Genomic DNA, 17,125 nt, shown 5'->3' on the forward strand with positions numbered 1-17,125 from the left:
TCGTCATTCATATAAAACTTCTGAATGCCCACCTACTCTCATGTTTACGCTGACGAGTCATCGTGTGTCGTCACGAGCCACTTCATCAGTAGTTAATTGCTTACAGCCCAAGTGTTCGCCTCTCACAAATCGCTCATACAATTCAGGAATCGACTATGAAACGCTCTCTGTGGTTTGGTTTGATCGGTACCCTCGTAGCGGGTACGGCCCACGCGGCAACTCAAGATGTACCCATGAATCTGGTGAGCGCCGACGGTGCGCCTCAAGCCATCGGCTCGATAACGATCAGTGAAACCCCCTATGGCCTGCTGTTCACGCCGAATCTAAAATCACTGCCGGTGGGAGTGCATGGTTTCCATGTGCACGAAAACGGCAGTTGCGAACCAGGCGTGAAGGATGGCGTCAAAGGTGCCGCGCTAGCAGCCGGTGGGCATTTCGATCCGCAGAAAACCGGTAAGCATCTTGGGCCGTATGCTGACGGGCACCTGGGTGATTTACCGGCGGTGTACGTCACCGCCGACGGCATGGCTACCTACCCGGTGCTAGCTCCGCGGCTCAAGAGCCTCTCAGAGATCAAAGGCCACGCGCTGATGATCCATGCCGGTGGTGATAACCATTCGGATATGCCCAAGCCGTTGGGCGGTGGTGGCGACCGTGTGGCGTGCGGCGTGATCTGATTCCCACAAGGAGATCCAGGCGCTCATGCAACCTGTGCGCCTATCGCCTTGATCGATCTACCTTTCGGCACGGCAGACATTTAGGCCAAAATGGCAATTCCCAGCTTGATGTCTGCCACCGTCAGCGCCGGTGGCTTTGGCCTTACCTACGAGACACCACGTTACCTCACCCCAAATCAATCTCTACCAAATCCCCCACCATCCTGACCGGCCAACTGCGCAGTGGCTGCTCAGGAAACTCCAAACAGCTGCCATCACCCAGCCGGTAGTGCTGCTTATACAGTGGCGAAGCGATCACCAACTGCCCCGCCAAACAGCCGACAATCCCCCTCCCTATCACGTTCGCACCAGACACAGGGTCGCGATTTTCCAAGGCATACAGCTGTTTGCCAGCCTCTTGCGCGGGCAGATAGAACAGCGCTACCTGCACCCCATCAACGAGCGATACCACACCGGAATTTGCGACCAAATCGCCATACCCGCAGGCTGGACGCCAGAGTTGTTGGTTCATGGTTAGGCTGCTCATCAGATCATCTCCTCTACAGGAATAAGGTTGAGTTCTTCGACGCTGATCGGGCGAATTTGGCCGCGTTCTTTGACGAAGTTAATGTCCGGGTCGCCTGCCTTGTCGTTGACGAAGGTGCGGAAACGTTTGAGTTTTTCCGGGTCCTGCAAGGTGTTTGCCCATTCGCACTCGAAACGATCGACTACCAACTGCATCTGCGCCTCCAGTTCGGCGCCTAAACCCAAACTATCGTCGATGATTACCGCTTTCAGGTAATCCAACCCTCCTTCCAGGCTTTCGCGCCATACCGAAGTGCGCTGCAGTTTGTCGGCGGTGCGGATGTAGAGCATCAGGAAGCGGTCGATGTAACGGATTAGGGTTTCGCTATCAAGGTCAGTAGCGAACAGATCGGCGTGCCGTGGCCGCATACCACCGTTGCCGCTGATGTAGAGGTTCCAGCCCTTTTCGGTAGCGATGACACCAACGTCTTTGCTCTGAGCCTCGGCGCACTCACGGGCGCATCCGGAGACGGCGAACTTGAGCTTGTGCGGCGAGCGCAGGCCCTTGTAGCGGTCCTCGATCAATAGCGCCATTTTCACGCTGTCCTGTACACCGTAACGGCACCACGTACTGCCCACGCAGGATTTCACCGTGCGAGTCGACTTACCATAAGCGTGGCCGGTTTCGAAACCGGCTACGATCAGTTCGCTCCAGATATCCGGCAATTCGTGCAGTTGCGCACCAAAAAGGTCGATGCGCTGGCCCCCGGTGATCTTGGTATAGAGGTTGTATTTCTTCGCTACCGCGCCAATGGCGATGAGACCGTTCGGGGTGATCTCTCCTGCAGGAATACGCGGCACCACCGAGTAGGTGCCGTTCTTCTGCATATTGGCCATAAAGCTGTCGTTAGTGTCTTGCAGCGGCACCAGCCATGGTTCTTGAATCTGCCGGTTCCAGCATGAGGCAAGGATAGAGCCCACGACCGGTTTGCAGATAACGCAGCCCAGGTGACCTTTACCGTGGCGGGCCAGCAATTCGTCAAATGACTCGATGCCTTCCACTCGTACCAAGGAATACAGATCTTGGCGGGTATAAGCGAAATGCTCGCACAAGCTCTTGTCGACGCTGACACCACGGGCAGTCAGTTCATGTTCGAAAACTTGTTTGAGCAAGCCCGCACAACCACCGCAACCGGTGCCCGCTTTAGTCTGTGCCTTGATGCCAGCGAGGTCACTGCAACCAGCATCGATGGCGCAGCAGATCGCGCCCTTGTTCACGTTATGGCAAGAGCACACGGTGGCGGTGGCAGGCAGCGCGTCCACGCCAACAGCTGGAGCAGCGTCACTCAAAGGCAGAATCAGCGACGACGGATCGTTCGGCAGTGCGAGGCCGTTTTGCACGTACTGGAGCAGCGTGTCGTAGTAGCTGTTGTCGCCCACTAACATCGCGCCAAGGGCTTGTTTGCCATCGGCAGAGACCACCAATCGACGGTAACTGCCGCAGGCTTCGTCGATAAAGCGGTAGCTGCGCGAGCCAGCGATAGCGCCATGTGCGTCACCGATGGAGCCGACATCCACGCCGAGTAGTTTTAGTTTCGTGGACATATCGGTGCCGATAAAAGGCTCTGCCTCTTCACCGCATAATTGCGCGGCGACGCTGCGAGCCATTTGATAACCCGGCGCTACCAAACCAAAGATGCTGCCATTCCACGCTGCGCATTCACCAATGGCGTAGATGTTCGTGTCACTGCTGCGGCACTGGCTGTCGATGGCGATACCGCCGCGCACACCCAGTTCCAACTCACACTGCCGGGCCAGCGCGTCTTGCGGGCGGATACCGGCGGAGAACACGATCAGATCGGTTTCCAGAAATTCGTCATTGGCGAAGTTCATACGGTAGCGATACTCGCTGCCGGGGGTGATTGACTGGGTGCCACGAGACACATGCACGCTCACCCCCAATGCTTCGATACGGGCCTTCAGCGCCTGCCCACCATGGTCATCCAGCTGCACAGGCATCAGGCGCGATGCGAACTCCACCACATGGGCTTCGAGCCCCAGACACTTGAGGGCATTGGCCGCTTCCAGCCCGAGCAATCCCCCACCTACCACCACGCCGCGGCGCGCATTTTTTGCCGCAGCCTGGATAGTGTCAAGATCGCCCAGGGTGCGATAGACCAAGCGTGAATCGCCGACAGCACCTTCAATCGGCGGCACAAAGGGGAAGGAGCCAGTGGCCATGACCAACTGGTCGTAAGGCACGCAGCCATTGGCGGTGATCACCTCACGGCGTGCACGGTCGATTTCCAGCACAGGTACGCCCAAATGAAGGGTTACGCCTGGAGTCTGGTACAGCGCTGCTTCGCCGAGGGCGAGAGATTCGGCATCACGGCCGCCGAAGTATTCGGACAGATGCACGCGGTCATAAGCACGCAGCGGCTCTTCGCTAAACACATGAATCTGAAAGCGGCCGAGAGCACCGCGTTCCACCAGTTGCTCCACGAAGTGATGGCCAACCATACCGTTGCCAATAACCACCAGTTGTTGAATATCAGTCGCCCATTTACTGTTCATAAGTGCACCCGCCAAAGCCGCTCCATTTTTTCGAAGGCAAAAAAAAACGCCTGGAACCAAAAGGTTCCAGGCGCCTTTGCCTGTTCGTGCCGCCGGCCCTTGAGCCTGTCGCAGTCATTGTCACCCGGGCCTGTGTTGGCCAACACGATCGCCATTGATCGACGGGGCGTCTCACGTGCGCAGTCGCAGTGAGCTGTTTAGGTATATGCAGTGGCTGTGCCAGAAATTAAATACTGGCTTGCAGAGTCCGACATTGAAGGGGGTAACCGCATTACAGCGAGATTGACGAGCCCTCATTACAGTTCCAAAACAGTGCGGATTTTTATCTGGCGCCCCAAGACAAGGCGACATCAACGGAAAAAAAGTACGGCGTAAGGTCTTTACGTAAGGGGGTCGAACCAGCAAAACCTCGCAGCTGAAGCACATCCCACAAAGCACCGCAGTCGCGCCGACACTTATTGGCCCAGCCATTGCTAAGCATAAGCACAGGCTATCAACGACGATGGCTCAATCATTCAGGCAAAGACACACGACAAAGGCGCCGTGCAACTCCCGTTGAAAGACGAGGAGCAGCATGGCGCCTTTTTACGTTTCTGGGTCTTCATGAGATCCCTGGCGAGGTAGCAAGATGGCGGATAACAGCACCGGTAAAACCGTGCGCAGCGTGTGTCCTTACTGTGGGGTTGGCTGCGGAATTGTGATGCAGGTGCAAGACAACCTCATCGTCAAAGTATCCGGAGACAAACAACACCCAAGCAACTTTGGTCGCCTGTGCACGAAGGGCAGTACGTGCAACCAGACCGTGGCCAATGCAGGGCGCATGGAGCATGCCTTTATGCGCCAGGAGCGCAATCGCGACCCGGCTCGGGTGAGCATTGATCAGGCCATCAACGCCACTGCCAGCCGCTTGCGCGGCATTATTGATGAGCACGGGCCAGACGCCGTTGCCCTGTATGTCAGCGGTCAAATGTCGTTGGAAGCGCAGTACCTGGCCAACAAGCTGACCAAGGGTTTTATCCGCAGCAGTCATATTGAATCGAACTCTCGGCTGTGCATGGCCAGCGCCGGCAGCGGCTATAAACAGTCACTGGGTGCCGACGGTCCGCCCGGCTCTTACAGCGACTTTGAACATGCCGATGTGTTTGTTGTGATCGGCGCCAATATGGCCGACTGTCACCCTATCCTTTTTCTACGCATGCTGGACCGGATGAAAGCCGGGGCCAAGTTGATCGTTATCGACCCACGGCGCACCGCCACTGCGGACAAAGCCAATCTGTACCTGCAAATCGCCCCCGGCACCGACTTGGCGCTGCTCAATGGCTTGCTCCATCTGCTGGTGATAAATGGCCACACCGACCCCGCATTTATTGCGGCCTTTACTGAAGGCTGGGAATTGATGCCGAGCTTTCTGGAGGATTACACACCCGAGAAAGTCGCCACCATCACCGGCCTCGAGGAAGTCGATATTCGTCAAACCGCACAGTGGATTGGCGAAGCAGAAAACTGGATGAGCTGTTGGACCATGGGCCTCAACCAAAGCGTGCAAGGTACCTGGCACACCAATGCCCTGTGCAATCTGCACCTGGCCACCGGCGCCATCTGTCGCTCCGGCAGCGGGCCGTTCTCGCTCACCGGCCAACCCAATGCCATGGGCGGCCGCGAGATGGGCTATATGGGGCCCGGTCTACCAGGGCAACGCTCAGCTTTGGTGCCACAAGATCGCGCTTTTATCGAACAGTTGTGGGCCATACCGCCTGGCAGCCTGCGCAGCGAAGGGGGTGACGGCACCTTGGCTATGTTTGACGCCATGGCCGCTGGCGATATCAAAGCCTGCTGGATTATTTGCACCAACCCGGTGGCCAGCGTGCCGAACCGCCAGACAGTGATCGCCGCGCTGCAAAAGGCCGAACTGGTGATAAGCCAGGACGCTTATTTGGACACGGAAACCAACCGCTACGCCGACATCCTATTGCCTGGTGCCTTATGGGCCGAAGCCGAAGGTGTGATGATTAACTCCGAGCGCAACCTCACACTCATGCAGCAAGCTGTGTTGCCACCGGGTGACACCTTGGCCGATTGGCAAATAATCGCCCGCGTCGCCTGCGCCATGGGTTACAGCGAGGCCTTCAGCTATGAAAGCGCCACCGAGGTTTTCGAAGAAATCAAACGCTGTTGGAACCCGAAAACCGGTTATGACATTCGTGGCGCCAGCTATGCACGTCTTCGCGAACAACCGCTGCAATGGCCCATTGCCGACAATCAAGGGGCGACGCGCAACCCTTTGCGCTACTTGAATAACGACACCAGCCAAACACTGAGCCTGAACGCCGACGGCAGCCAACCGGCACTGGTATTCGCAACCGATAGCGGCAAGGCGCAATTCTTTGCCCGCCCCCATCTACTGCCCGCGGAGCTGCCCGACCATGACTTCCCTCTGGTGCTTAACACTGGCCGCTTGCAGCACCAATGGCACACGCTGACCAAGACTGGAAAGGTGCCGACCCTGAACAAACTGAACCCGGGACCTTTTGTGGAAGTTCACCCCAGCGACGCAGCACGCCTGGGCATTTCAGAAGGTATCCGTGTGACCATTCGCTCCCGTCGTGGCGTGGCCAAACTGCCAGCAGTGATCACCGACCGCGTGCGCCCAGGCAACTGCTTTGCGCCCTTTCATTGGAATGATGTGTTTGGCGAAGAGCTCGCCATCAACGCCCTGACCAGCGATGCCGTGGACCCCGTTTCTCTGCAGCCCGCATTCAAGTTCTGCGCTGTCAGCCTGCAAGTCGTCACCCCTCAACCCGCCCCGACAGTTTCAGCTAGCGAGCTGGTTGAGGCCTGTGAAGACACCACAGATTCCGAGGAGCTGCACTCGATGCAGATTAACGCCCTGGCTCGCTTGCTCAACCTCGACACACAGGCGCAGCTGCAGCTTGAGGCCAATGAACAGCTGTATATGCAGGGCTACTTACTGGGGCTGCGCAGTGCCAAAGGGCGAGCGAGCGGCGTGCCGACGTTGCCAGCCAGCGCCCCATTACCGACCAGCAAACGCCTGATGTTGGACGGTATGTTGGCAGGGTTGTTTGCCCGTTCAGATAGCAGCCATGAGATGCCTGCCCAATCGGGCCAGTTGGTTAACCCTGCCCTGGCCGAAATCACTGGCCAGCAATGGCTAGTGCTCTGGGCTTCGCAAACCGGCAATAGCGAGACTTTGGCCCAAACCTGCGCGCAGCGTCTGCGCAACAATGGCCAGCGCGCGCGTCTGCTGCCCATGGACAGTGCGCAATTGGACGACCTGCGTACCAGCTCTGGTGTTCTGTTGGTCACAAGCACTTTCGGCGATGGCGACCCACCGGACAATGCCAGCAATTTCTGGAGCAGCCTCGAAAGCGCAGACGCTCAGGCCTTGGCCAATAGCCGCTTCAGCGTGCTGGCCCTGGGGGACTCCAGCTACGACCAGTTCTGCGGCTTTGGTCGCAAGCTTGATGAGCGTTTGGCCGCCCTCGGTGGCGAACGTTTGCAACCACGCCAAGAGTGCGAGCCGGACTATCTGGAAGCGGCGGACAGCTGGCTTAGTCGCGTTTGCGCCTCCTTGCCCACCAGCACCACCGCGGCGGTAGAAATGCCGTCCACCTTGCGCCCCGCACGAGTGGAAAGCAGCTGCTACGACCGCCAAAACCCTTTGCTGACCCAACAGTTGGATAATCGCATCCTTAATTGCAAAGGTGCAGAAAAAGAAACCCGCCATATCGCCTTCGACCTGCGTGGCCACGACTTCCCCTATCAGGCCGGCGATGCCTTGGGCGTGTGGCCGAGCAACTGCCCTGAACAGGTCAATGCACTGCTGGCTGCTCTGAAGCTGGATGGCGATTGCAGCGTCGAACTTAAAGACCAGCCCGCCATGTCCTTGCGCCAAGCCCTGGAAGCGCATCTGGAAATCGCCCGCATCTCCCCGCAGCAACTGCAATGGGTCAGCGAGCGTTCCGCCAGCCCATTGCTCAAAGAGTTGCTGCTGGGTGAAAGCCCGGCCCGGCTCAAGGATTGGCTGTGGGGCCGGCAGCTGCTCGATTTGCTGCTGGAGTTCCCCGCCCCCCTCAGCGTTACCGAACTGCTCAACCTGCTCAAGCCCCTGCAACCACGGCTGTACTCCATCTCATCGAGCCCAAAAGTATGCCCGGATGAAGTGCATATCACGGTCTCCACCGTACGTTACCTGCACAACAAACAGCAGCGTGGCGGTGTGTGCTCTACCTTCCTCGCTGATCGCGCAGGGCAACAAGGTGCACGAATCTTCCTGCATCGATCGACGCACTTCCGTCCGCCTAATGACCCGCAAGTGCCACTGATCATGATCGGCCCTGGCACCGGCATAGCCCCCTTCCGCGCCTTTCTGCAAGAACGTGAAGCTCAGGGCGGCGGTAAAAACTGGCTTTTCTTCGGTGAGCAACGGGCCCGTAGCGACTTTTACTACCGTGAAGAACTGCGCGCCTGGCAACGCAGCGGTGTGCTCAGCCGCATGGACACCGCCTTCTCCCGCGACCAGGCGGAGAAAATCTACGTACAACAACGCATGCTTGAAGAAGGTGCTCTGCTATGGAGCTGGTTGGAACAGGGCGCTTACGTATGCGTGTGTGGCGATGCCAGCCGCATGGCCAAAGATGTCGATGCCGCGCTGAAAAAAATCGTGCAAACCCACGGCAAAATGAGCAGCGGCGCCGCGACCTTGTATGTCAGTGGTATGAGTAAAGACCGACGCTATTTGCGCGATGTTTATTGAGGTGGTTGGCAGTGGCGGCCTGAGGCAAAAGTGAGCGCAGCCCAAGCCCGGCAAATGAACGCAGTCAACTGCGGGAGGGGCTTTGCCGCAACACTCATGCTCTTTTGCAGAACCCGGCACACCAATTGCTATCCTTTGCCACAAAGGTCGTCTGGCAAGACAAGGGCGGCCCGCACTGACAATGGCGTCGTGCTCGACCGGCTTCTATAGCGCGGAAGGTACGGCGTTTTTTTTTGATCTAACGTTTTCAGGAACAACCGTATGAGCGATGGACTGCTTTTGCACCCTCTGGCTTGGGTGGCGGGCAGCGATGCCCTGGAAAAGAATGTGCTGAATATCGGCTATATGCCCCTCAGCGACTGCGCCTCGCTGGTAGTCGCCGCCACTCAGGGCTTTGCACAGCCTTACGGGCTGACCCTGAACCTGCAACGTCAAACGTCCTGGGCGGGAATCAGCGACAAACTGCTGAGCGGTGAGCTGGATGTTGCCCATAGCCTGTACGGCATGATTTACGCCATTCAGCTGGGCATTAGCGGCGCCGCCGCTACCGATATGGCGGTATTGATGGGGCTCAATCAGAACGGCCAAAGTATCAACCTGTCGCAGCCGCTAAAAGACGCCGGGGTGACCAGCACCAGTGCACTGAAACAACGAGTGCACCAAAGTGGGACAAAACTCACCTTCGCTCAGACCTTCCCCACCGGCACCCACGCCATGTGGCTTTATTATTGGCTGGCCAGCCAGGGCATTCACCCGCTGCAGGATGTGAACAGCGTTGTAGTACCGCCCCCGCAAATGCTCGCGCACCTGGAAGCAGGGCGTATTGATGGTTTTTGCGTGGGTGAGCCGTGGTGCGCAAATGCTGTGGACCAAGCCCAGGGCTTTACCCTGGCCACCAGCCAGAGCATTTGGCCTGACCACCCGGAAAAGGTGCTGGCCTGCACCCGTGAATTTGTAGAGCAAAATCCCAATACAGCTCGCGCCCTGGTAATGGCAATACTGGAAGCTAGCCGCTTTATTGAAGAAAGCCGTGAGAATCGCCTCAGCACTGCGAAATTGCTTAGCAGCACTGAGTATCTGGATGCGCCGCTGGCCAGTATCGAACCACGCCTGCTGGGAGATTACAGCGATGGCCTCGGTAACCGCTGGCAAGACGAGCATGCCCTGCGGTTCCACAACAAGGGTGCGGCGAACTTCCCCTACCTCTCAGATGGCATGTGGTTTATCACCCAATTCCGTCGCTGGGGTCTGCTGCGCGAAGACCCAGATTACCTGGCAGTAGCGCAGCAGGTGCAACAGCTTGAACTGTATGGCGCGGCAGCCAGTGCCCTGGATATTCAACTACCGGGCACGCCCATGCGCAGCAGTCGTTTGCTCGATGGTTGTGTGTGGGATGGCTCCGACCCTGCAGCTTACGCACGCAGTTTTGCCCTGCATGCCCTTAATGATTACTGACAGGAGCTGGCCACCATGCTGCGTATCCTGCTAATCAATGACACCTCGAAAAAAGTCGGACGCCTGCGCGCTGCCTTGAGCGAGGCGGGATTTGAAGTCATCGACGAATCCGGTCTGACCATCGACCTGCCCGCGCGAGTGGAAGCAGTGCGTCCGGATGTCGTGCTGATCGACACCGAGTCCCCCAGCCGCGATGTGATGGAACAGGTGGTGCTGGTGACCCGCGACCAGCCCCATCCCATCGTCATGTTTACCGACGAGCATGACCCCGGCGTGATGCGTCAGGCGATCAAGTCTGGGGTTAGCGCCTATATAGTCGAAGGCATTCATGCCCAGCGTCTGCAGCCGATCATGGATGTGGCCATGGCGCGCTTCGAAAGCGACCAGGTGCTGCGCTCGCAATTGCAGGCCCGCGATCAGCAGCTTGCCGAGCGCAAGCGGGTGGAGTTGGCCAAAGGCATGCTGATGAAAATGAAAGACTGCAACGAAGAGCAGGCCTATACGCTGATGCGCCGTCAGGCCATGAGCAAACAACAGAAACTGATCCAGGTGGCCGAGCAGATTATTGCCATGAATGAGTTATTGGGCTGAAGTGCGTGCGCTTAACGCTCCACAAAGCAGCACGGTTGCACCATAGAGGGTTAGGCCAAGCCTCCAATCGACTGACCAACCCGCTAACACCACAGTGAACACCCCGCTCTTGAGCCGCGCAAGCCAAGCAGCAGGAAACTGGCACACATAGTGCTCAGGTATTACTGCAGGTAGCCAACGACGGTTACCCCGCCACGACAAAGACGTCGCACTTCCCATCGCGAAAGCGAAATGGGGACTGCGGCGTTTTTGCGTTTTTGGCCTCGGAAACAGGCCGGTGGAGTGGCCGTACTTAACGACCAACCGCCTTACAACCTTCGTTGACTCTATTGCAGATGAGGTGCTGGAAATGAATACGAACAGTTTCTGGAAAGCAGGCCACACCCCCACGCTGTTTGCCGCCTTTTTGTATTTCGACCTGAGTTTTATGGTGTGGTACCTGCTCGGTCCGATGGCTGTGCAGATTGCCACCGACTTGCAACTGACCACACAACAGCGCGGTTTTATGGTGGCCACGCCGATTCTGGCCGGTGCGTTGCTGCGGTTTTTGATGGGAATGCTGGCGGACCAACTGTCGCCTAAAACCGCCGGTATTTTTGGCCAGATCATTGTGATCAGTGCACTGCTGGTGGCTTGGAAGTTGGGCGTTCACAGTTATGAACAAGTGTTGCTGCTGGGCCTGTTCCTCGGCATGGCCGGCGCCTCCTTCGCCGTAGCCCTGCCCCTGGCTTCACAGTGGTACCCCGCCGAGCACCAAGGCAAGGCCATGGGCATTGCGGGGGCAGGCAACTCCGGCACCGTAATTGCCGCCCTGGCTGCGCCGATCCTGGCGGCCGCGATTGGTTGGACCAATGTGTTTGGTTTGGCACTGATCCCTCTGGTGCTGTGCCTTATCGTTTTTACCCTGCTAGCGCGCAATGCGCCCAACCGCAGCAAAGCCAAATCCATGGCCGACTACTTCAAGGCTCTGAGTGACCGCGATAGCTGGTGGTTTATGTTTTTCTACAGCGTTACCTTTGGCGGCTTTATCGGCCTGGCCAGCGCCCTGCCTGGCTACTTCCACGACCAGTACGACCTCAACCCGGTCACCGCCGGCTACTACACAGCCGCCTGTGTGCTGGGTGGGAGCCTGATGCGCCCATTAGGCGGCGCGTTTGCAGACCGCTTTGGGGGTATTCGCACCCTGCTGGGCATGTATGCCCTGGCGGCCATTTGCATCGCGGCAGTGGGCTTCCATCTGTCCAGTTCAGTCGCGGCGTTGGCCTTGTTTGTGAGCGCCATGCTGGGCCTGGGTGCCGGTAACGGTGCGGTATTTCAACTGGTGCCACAGCGCTTTCGTAACGAGATTGGTGTCATGACTGGTTTGATCGGCATGGCCGGTGGCATCGGCGGCTTCTTGTTGGCGGCAGGGTTGGGTGCCATCAAGCAAAACACCGGCGACTATCAGATCGGCCTGTGGTTGTTTGCCAGCCTTGGCGTGATTGCCTGGTTTGGTCTGCACGGCGTGAAGAGCCGCTGGAGAACCACTTGGGGTTCGGCCGCTTTCACCGCTGCGCGCGTCTGATTCAGTCGCCATGGCCTTGCAACTGAGCTACGCCCAAAGCAGCGCCCGCGGGCCGCGCGCGCAGAACCAGGACGCCACGCGCCTGGTCACTCCGGCGCCGACGCTAGCCGCCAGCAAGGGGTTTTTGTTTGCCCTTGCCGATGGCGTCAGCCAGTGCGCCGACGGCGGCCTGGCTGCTCGTTCGAGCTTGCAGGCCCTGGCCCACGACTACTACGCCACCCCGCAAACCTGGGGTGTGGCGCAATCTCTGGACCGTTTGCTGCTGGCGCAAAACCGTTGGCTACATGCCAACGGTGGCGGGCAGCCGTTGCTCACCACCCTCAGCGCTTTAGTGCTGCGTGGACGGCGTTTCACCCTCGCCCACATAGGCGATTGCCGGGTATATCGCTGGTTCGCCGGGCAGCTACAGCGCATCAGCGAAGATCATGTGTGGGACCAGCCGGGCATGCAGCACGTACTCAAGCGCGCCATGGGGCTGGAACAGCATTTAGTCGTGGATTACCTGGATGGCGAATTGCGTCAGGGCGAGAGTTTTCTGCTGGTCAGCGATGGCGTGTGGGCAACCCTCAGTGACGCCTCAATTGCCGGTATTCTGCGTGATGAAAGCCAACTGCAGGCCGCGTGCCAAGCGTTGGTTTACGCCGCTCACCAGGCCGGCAGTCAGGACAATGCCAGCGCCTTGTTGGTACGGATTGATGACCTGGGTGAAACTAGCCTGGGCGAGGCCCTTGGCCAAATCGAGCAATGGCCACTGCCACCAACGCTAAAGCCTGGGCAACTCTTTGAAGGCTGGCAGGTGGAGGCGCTGTTAGGGCACAGTCGCCAGTCACTGCTGTATCGGGTACGCGATACCCAGCAGCAACCCTGGCTTCTAAAAACGCTGGCAACCCACTGCGAAAATGACAGCACCGCCGGGCAAGCCTTATTGCAGGAAGAATGGTTCCTGCGCCGGGTTGCCGGGCGTAACTTTCCCGAAGTTCACCACGCCAGCCAGCGTCAGCACCTGTATTACTTGATGCGCGAACATCCAGGCATCACCTTGGCTGAGCATTACCAGTTGCACGGTCACTTCAGCCTCAACCTATGGCTGGAAATCGCCCCGCGCTTGTTACGGGCGCTGGGCATGCTGCACCGACGCAACATCCTGCATCGGGATATCAAACCGCAGAACCTGCTGCTCAGCAGTGATGGTGAATTGCGGGTGCTGGACTTCGGTTTGGCCTATTGCCCAGGCCTCTCAAATCATGTTCCGGGGGAGCTGCCTGGTACACCCAGTTTTATCGCTCCGGAAGCTTATGCAGGCAGCGCACCCAGTGCGGTACAAGATCTGTATAGCGCCGGCGTGACGTTGTATTTCTTGCTGACTGGCCACTATCCCTATGGCGAAATCGAGGCCTTTCAGCGCCCACGGTTTGCCCAGCCGATACCCGCCAATCGCTATCGCCCTGACCTGCCTGAATGGTTGGTGCACAACCTCGATAAAGCCCTGACCAGCAACCCGCTACAGCGCTATGAAACTGCTGAAGAATGGCTACTGGCCTTGCAACAAGGCGAACACCAACCCACCCCCCGGCCAAAACCCCTCTTGGAGCGCGAGCCTCTGAAGGTATGGCGTGGGCTGGCGTTGAGTTCGCTGCTGGTGAATATGCTGATGCTGATTTGGCTACTGCACGCATGACGATAAACAACGTCCAATTGCCCTGATAAGGAATACCCCATGAGCGCAAAAGTCTGGTTGGTTGGTGCCGGTCCCGGTGATCCGGAATTGTTGACCCTTAAAGCTGTGCGCGCCTTGCACGCCGCCGATGTGGTGATGATCGACGATCTAGTCAATCCAGCCGTGCTTGAGCACTGTCCCAACGCGCGAATAGTGCCCGTGGGCAAACGCGGCGGCTGCCGCTCCACACCGCAGGATTTTATCCACCGATTGATGCTGCGCTACGCCCGCCAAGGGAAATGCGTGGTACGCCTAAAAGGTGGCGATCCATGTATTTTTGGACGCGGCAGCGAAGAAGCCGAATGGCTCGGCGTCCGCGGTATTGAAGTGGAATTGGTCAACGGCATCACCGCCGGTTTGGCGGGCGCTACCAACTGCGGCATTCCGCTTACCCTGCGTGGTGTCGCCCGAGGCGTTACCTTGATTACCGCCCATACCCAGGACGACAGCAGCCTCAATTGGTCCGCTCTGGCACGCAGTGGCACAACGCTGGTGGTGTATATGGGTGTGGCCAAGCTTGAGGATATCCGTAGCAGTTTGATGACCGGTGGTTTGGACAGCCGCACGCCAGTGGCGATGATCGAAAATGCTTCGTTGCCACATCAACGGGAGTTACGCAGCACACTGACCTCAATGTACGAAGATGCGTTGGCCTTTGAACTGAAAAGCCCGGCGATTTTGGTGATTGGCGAAGTGGCGGCTGCGGGTGGAAGCTGGAAATGCACCGATACAACGGTTAGCACGCAGCCTGAAAACAAGCAGGTTATTCGGCGAGGAAGGTGAACCACTTGCCTGCTGCAATAACCAGGGCAGCCAACAGCTGATTGCGGGGTACCGGCGACAGATACCGGCCCCGCCCAAAACAACTTAAACCGCCCTGCCCAGCCAGCCGGAAGCTGATTTTTACAACTCTTGAGTGACCTCGACATCGTGTTTATAGCGACCCTCAAGCCGTTCGTGTACCTCGAGTGCTGCTGGACGGGACATGCATTGCTGAGTCGGCATGGGCTATTTCCCAGGCATCCCGTGGATCATCCAAGTCGCGATTGAGGGTTTCCGGGGTTTTGAATGTGGCGTACAGGGTGATCAGTGTAAGCAGCGTCAGGTAACAGGCAATGGGCAGCCAAGCGCCGATACCTGCGCTGGCGTCACCGTCATGGCTCGCCACCACCAGTGCAATGATGCCGGCCCCGATCATCGGCGCAATCCCACCGGCGATCACTGCCGATGCCTCACGAGCGATGGACACCCCCATGTAGCGGTGACGCGAGCCGAACAACTCTGGCAGCAACGCAGCCTGCGTACCGAACATACCCCAAGTGCCAATGCCCAAGGCGATGGAGATAGCAATGACACTTGCTACGACATTGCCCAGACTGAGCACCCACCACACCGGGAATGCCAGTGCCAATTGCACCAGAGCAAAGGCCCGGTAGACCACGACTCGGCCAAAACGGTCGCTGAGCTTGCCCGCAATCGGTACGGTCATCGCGCCCAGGCTGGCCGCGCAGATAAGGGTCAACACCCCCACCGGCCCTTGCAGCCCTACCACGCCAACGATGTAGCTTACTGCCAGAGCCTGGTAAATCGATGAGCCACCGTTTTCTCCCAGGCGCAGCCCAATGCCGATCAACAACGTGGGTTTGGAATGCTCCATCGCGCTTTTAAGCGGGTTGACGCAGACACGTTTGAGCGCCTTCAGGCGGATAAAAGTCGGGGATTCCTTGAGCGACAGACGCATGTACAAGCCCAACGCAACGATCACCACGCTGCTGAAGAACGGCACCCGCCACAGCCCGCTTTCGATCACGTTGTCATTGCCGCTGACCACCAGGAAATACACCAGTGCTGCGAGGATGGTGCCCAATTGGATGCCAAGGAACGGCAGCGCAGCATAGAAACCCCGTCGGCCCTCAGGGGCGTATTCGGTCATCATTACCGCCGCACCGGCCTGCTCGGCACCCGCGCCCAACCCTTGCAGAAGACGCAGGATCACCAACAGCATGGGTGCCAGGTAGCCGACTTGATGGAAGCTTGGCAGTGCACCGATGAGCGTGCTGGAAATGCCCATCAGCAGCACTGTCGATGTCAGCACGAACTTACGCCCGACGCGATCACCGATCATGCCGAACAGTACCCCGCCCAGAGGCCGTATCGCAAAGCCCAGAAAATAGGTACCGAAACTGGCGATCAGGCTCATGGCGCGGGTCTGCTCCGGAAAGAACAGAGGCCCGAAAATCAATGCCGAAGCCAGGGTGTAAAGCGCAAAGTCGTAGTACTCCAGTGCACTTCCCAGGGAGCAGGCCCAAGCCGCGCGGTGCAAATCTTTCTTGTGCGCTTGCGCGTCGGGGGGAGTGCCAATGTCGGATGCTGAATGATCGTGAGTCATGGGGTACCTCCAGGTGCCTTTACGGCATCTTGTTATTGACCAGTCGAAGGGTTGCTTACAATTTCAACCGCTGTATTTCCTGGAGCATGGCCTGCTCCATGATGTCGATTGGAGCCTCTTTCCCGGTGTACAACTCGATTTGGCGACACGCCTGGTGCACTAACATGCGGGTGCCGGCAATGGTGCGGCAGCCCAACGATTGGGCTTGCAGCAACAGCGCGGTATGCACCGGCATGAAGGCCACATCCATGACCAGCAGATGACCGGCCAGGCTGCCGTCCAGCGGGTTACTGTCCGGTTGCTTGAAGCCCACGGACGTCGCATTGATGACGATGTCGAAGGCCTCGGCCGTGAACGCCTCGACGCCCCCGCCCCACCTTGCCCCCAGTTCTTCTGCCAGCGCAGCACCGCGCTCGATGCTGCGATTGAACACCGTGACCTCGGCCGCTGCTTGCAAACACCCGTAGACCACCGCACGAGCCGCGCCGCCGGCACCGATTACGGCGATACGCTTGGCGCACAGATCGGTGACTTCTTCCAGGGCACGTACTGCACCGAGGTAGTCGGTGTTGTAGCCGGTCAGTACGCCGTCGACGTTATTGATGGTGTTGACCGCACCGATGACGTGGGCAGACTCGTCAATCTTGTCCAAATGAGGCATTACTGCGGTTTTATAGGGCATTGAAACGTTCATGCCGCGCACGCCCAGCGTACGAATGGCTGCTACGGCGGCGACCGGATCTTCGACGCCAAAACAGACAAAGGTGTAATCCAGGCCCAGCGCTGCATATGCCGCGTTGTGGATCTTTGCAGAGAGCGAAAACGGCGAGCCCATGATTGAGCCGCACAGGGTTGGCAGGGATTGAGGCATGCGGGAGTC

Annotated in this window: 11 protein-coding genes; 7 read left to right on the plus strand and 4 right to left on the minus strand. The window is 58.3% G+C overall.

Annotated elements, in window-relative coordinates; all coding sequences use genetic code 11:
- Positions 1–155: 155 nt before the first annotated feature.
- Positions 156–677 (plus strand): superoxide dismutase family protein, encoded by a 522-nt coding sequence (sodC, locus tag FJD38_RS21840; RefSeq protein WP_146387500.1) that lies wholly within the window; start codon positions 156–158, stop codon positions 675–677.
- 166 nt (positions 678–843) lie between these two features.
- On the opposite strand, the gene nirD is transcribed toward sodC, so the two are convergent.
- Both nirD and nirB read right to left on the minus strand, forming a co-directional pair.
- Complete coding sequence (gene nirD / locus FJD38_RS21845) at positions 844–1,203, minus strand: nitrite reductase small subunit NirD (RefSeq protein WP_122785988.1); 360 nt, start codon at positions 1,201–1,203, stop codon at positions 844–846.
- Complete coding sequence (gene nirB / locus FJD38_RS21850; RefSeq protein WP_146387502.1) at positions 1,203–3,755, minus strand: nitrite reductase large subunit NirB; 2,553 nt, start codon at positions 3,753–3,755, stop codon at positions 1,203–1,205. Before nirB ends, nirD begins: the two co-directional genes overlap by 1 nt.
- Positions 3,756–4,383: 628 nt before the next feature.
- Between nirB and FJD38_RS21855 the strand changes: the two genes are divergently transcribed.
- The 6 genes from FJD38_RS21855 (at position 4,384) to cobA (ending at position 14,639) form a co-directional block, all read left to right on the plus strand.
- On the plus strand, positions 4,384–8,529 hold the full coding sequence (locus FJD38_RS21855; RefSeq protein ID WP_146387504.1) for a bifunctional nitrate reductase/sulfite reductase flavoprotein subunit alpha: 4,146 nt from the start codon (positions 4,384–4,386) through the stop codon (positions 8,527–8,529).
- A 261-nt stretch (positions 8,530–8,790) separates the two neighbouring features.
- Positions 8,791–9,984: a CmpA/NrtA family ABC transporter substrate-binding protein gene (locus FJD38_RS21860; RefSeq protein ID WP_122785985.1), complete on the plus strand. Its 1,194-nt coding sequence runs from the start codon at positions 8,791–8,793 to the stop codon at positions 9,982–9,984.
- A 15-nt stretch (positions 9,985–9,999) separates the two neighbouring features.
- Positions 10,000–10,575 carry an ANTAR domain-containing response regulator gene (locus FJD38_RS21865; RefSeq protein WP_122785984.1) on the plus strand — a complete coding sequence of 192 codons (576 nt, stop codon included), beginning with the start codon at positions 10,000–10,002 and terminating at the stop codon, positions 10,573–10,575.
- Positions 10,576–10,924: 349 nt separating this feature from the next.
- Entirely contained in the window at positions 10,925–12,139 is a 1,215-nt protein-coding gene (locus FJD38_RS21870; protein WP_146387506.1) for a nitrate/nitrite transporter, read from the plus strand.
- A 10-nt stretch (positions 12,140–12,149) separates the two neighbouring features.
- Positions 12,150–13,817, plus strand: coding sequence for a bifunctional protein-serine/threonine kinase/phosphatase (locus FJD38_RS21875; protein ID WP_146387508.1), 1,668 nt, complete (start codon positions 12,150–12,152; stop codon positions 13,815–13,817).
- A 39-nt stretch (positions 13,818–13,856) separates the two neighbouring features.
- Positions 13,857–14,639 carry a uroporphyrinogen-III C-methyltransferase gene (gene cobA / locus FJD38_RS21880; RefSeq protein ID WP_122785981.1) on the plus strand — a complete coding sequence of 261 codons (783 nt, stop codon included), beginning with the start codon at positions 13,857–13,859 and terminating at the stop codon, positions 14,637–14,639.
- Positions 14,640–14,802: 163 nt separating this feature from the next.
- Here the strand turns inward: cobA and FJD38_RS21885 are convergent, their stop codons facing one another.
- Entirely contained in the window at positions 14,803–16,245 is a 1,443-nt protein-coding gene (locus tag FJD38_RS21885) for an MFS transporter (RefSeq protein ID WP_146387510.1), read from the minus strand.
- Positions 16,246–16,300: 55 nt separating this feature from the next.
- Positions 16,301–17,116 (minus strand): shikimate dehydrogenase, encoded by an 816-nt coding sequence (gene aroE / locus FJD38_RS21890; protein WP_122785979.1) that lies wholly within the window; start codon positions 17,114–17,116, stop codon positions 16,301–16,303.
- Between the last annotated feature and the right edge of the window lie 9 nt (positions 17,117–17,125).

Origin of the sequence: Pseudomonas saxonica (assembly GCF_007858365.1) — a bacterium.
Classification (GTDB): Bacteria; Pseudomonadota; Gammaproteobacteria; order Pseudomonadales; family Pseudomonadaceae; genus Aquipseudomonas; species Aquipseudomonas saxonica.

What these genes read in the sequence shown, in the direction of transcription:
- sodC (WP_146387500.1), top strand. Translation starts at nt 156, where the DNA reads ATGAAACGCTCTCTGTGGTTTGGTTTGATCGGTACCCTCGTAGCGGGT.
- nirD (WP_122785988.1), bottom strand. Translation starts at nt 1,203, where the DNA reads ATGAGCAGCCTAACCATGAACCAACAACTCTGGCGTCCAGCCTGCGGG.
- nirB (WP_146387502.1), bottom strand. Translation starts at nt 3,755, where the DNA reads ATGAACAGTAAATGGGCGACTGATATTCAACAACTGGTGGTTATTGGC.
- FJD38_RS21855 (WP_146387504.1), top strand. Translation starts at nt 4,384, where the DNA reads ATGGCGGATAACAGCACCGGTAAAACCGTGCGCAGCGTGTGTCCTTAC.
- FJD38_RS21860 (WP_122785985.1), top strand. Translation starts at nt 8,791, where the DNA reads ATGAGCGATGGACTGCTTTTGCACCCTCTGGCTTGGGTGGCGGGCAGC.
- FJD38_RS21865 (WP_122785984.1), top strand. Translation starts at nt 10,000, where the DNA reads ATGCTGCGTATCCTGCTAATCAATGACACCTCGAAAAAAGTCGGACGC.
- FJD38_RS21870 (WP_146387506.1), top strand. Translation starts at nt 10,925, where the DNA reads ATGAATACGAACAGTTTCTGGAAAGCAGGCCACACCCCCACGCTGTTT.
- FJD38_RS21875 (WP_146387508.1), top strand. Translation starts at nt 12,150, where the DNA reads ATGGCCTTGCAACTGAGCTACGCCCAAAGCAGCGCCCGCGGGCCGCGC.
- cobA (WP_122785981.1), top strand. Translation starts at nt 13,857, where the DNA reads ATGAGCGCAAAAGTCTGGTTGGTTGGTGCCGGTCCCGGTGATCCGGAA.
- FJD38_RS21885 (WP_146387510.1), bottom strand. Translation starts at nt 16,245, where the DNA reads ATGACTCACGATCATTCAGCATCCGACATTGGCACTCCCCCCGACGCG.
- aroE (WP_122785979.1), bottom strand. Translation starts at nt 17,116, where the DNA reads ATGCCTCAATCCCTGCCAACCCTGTGCGGCTCAATCATGGGCTCGCCG.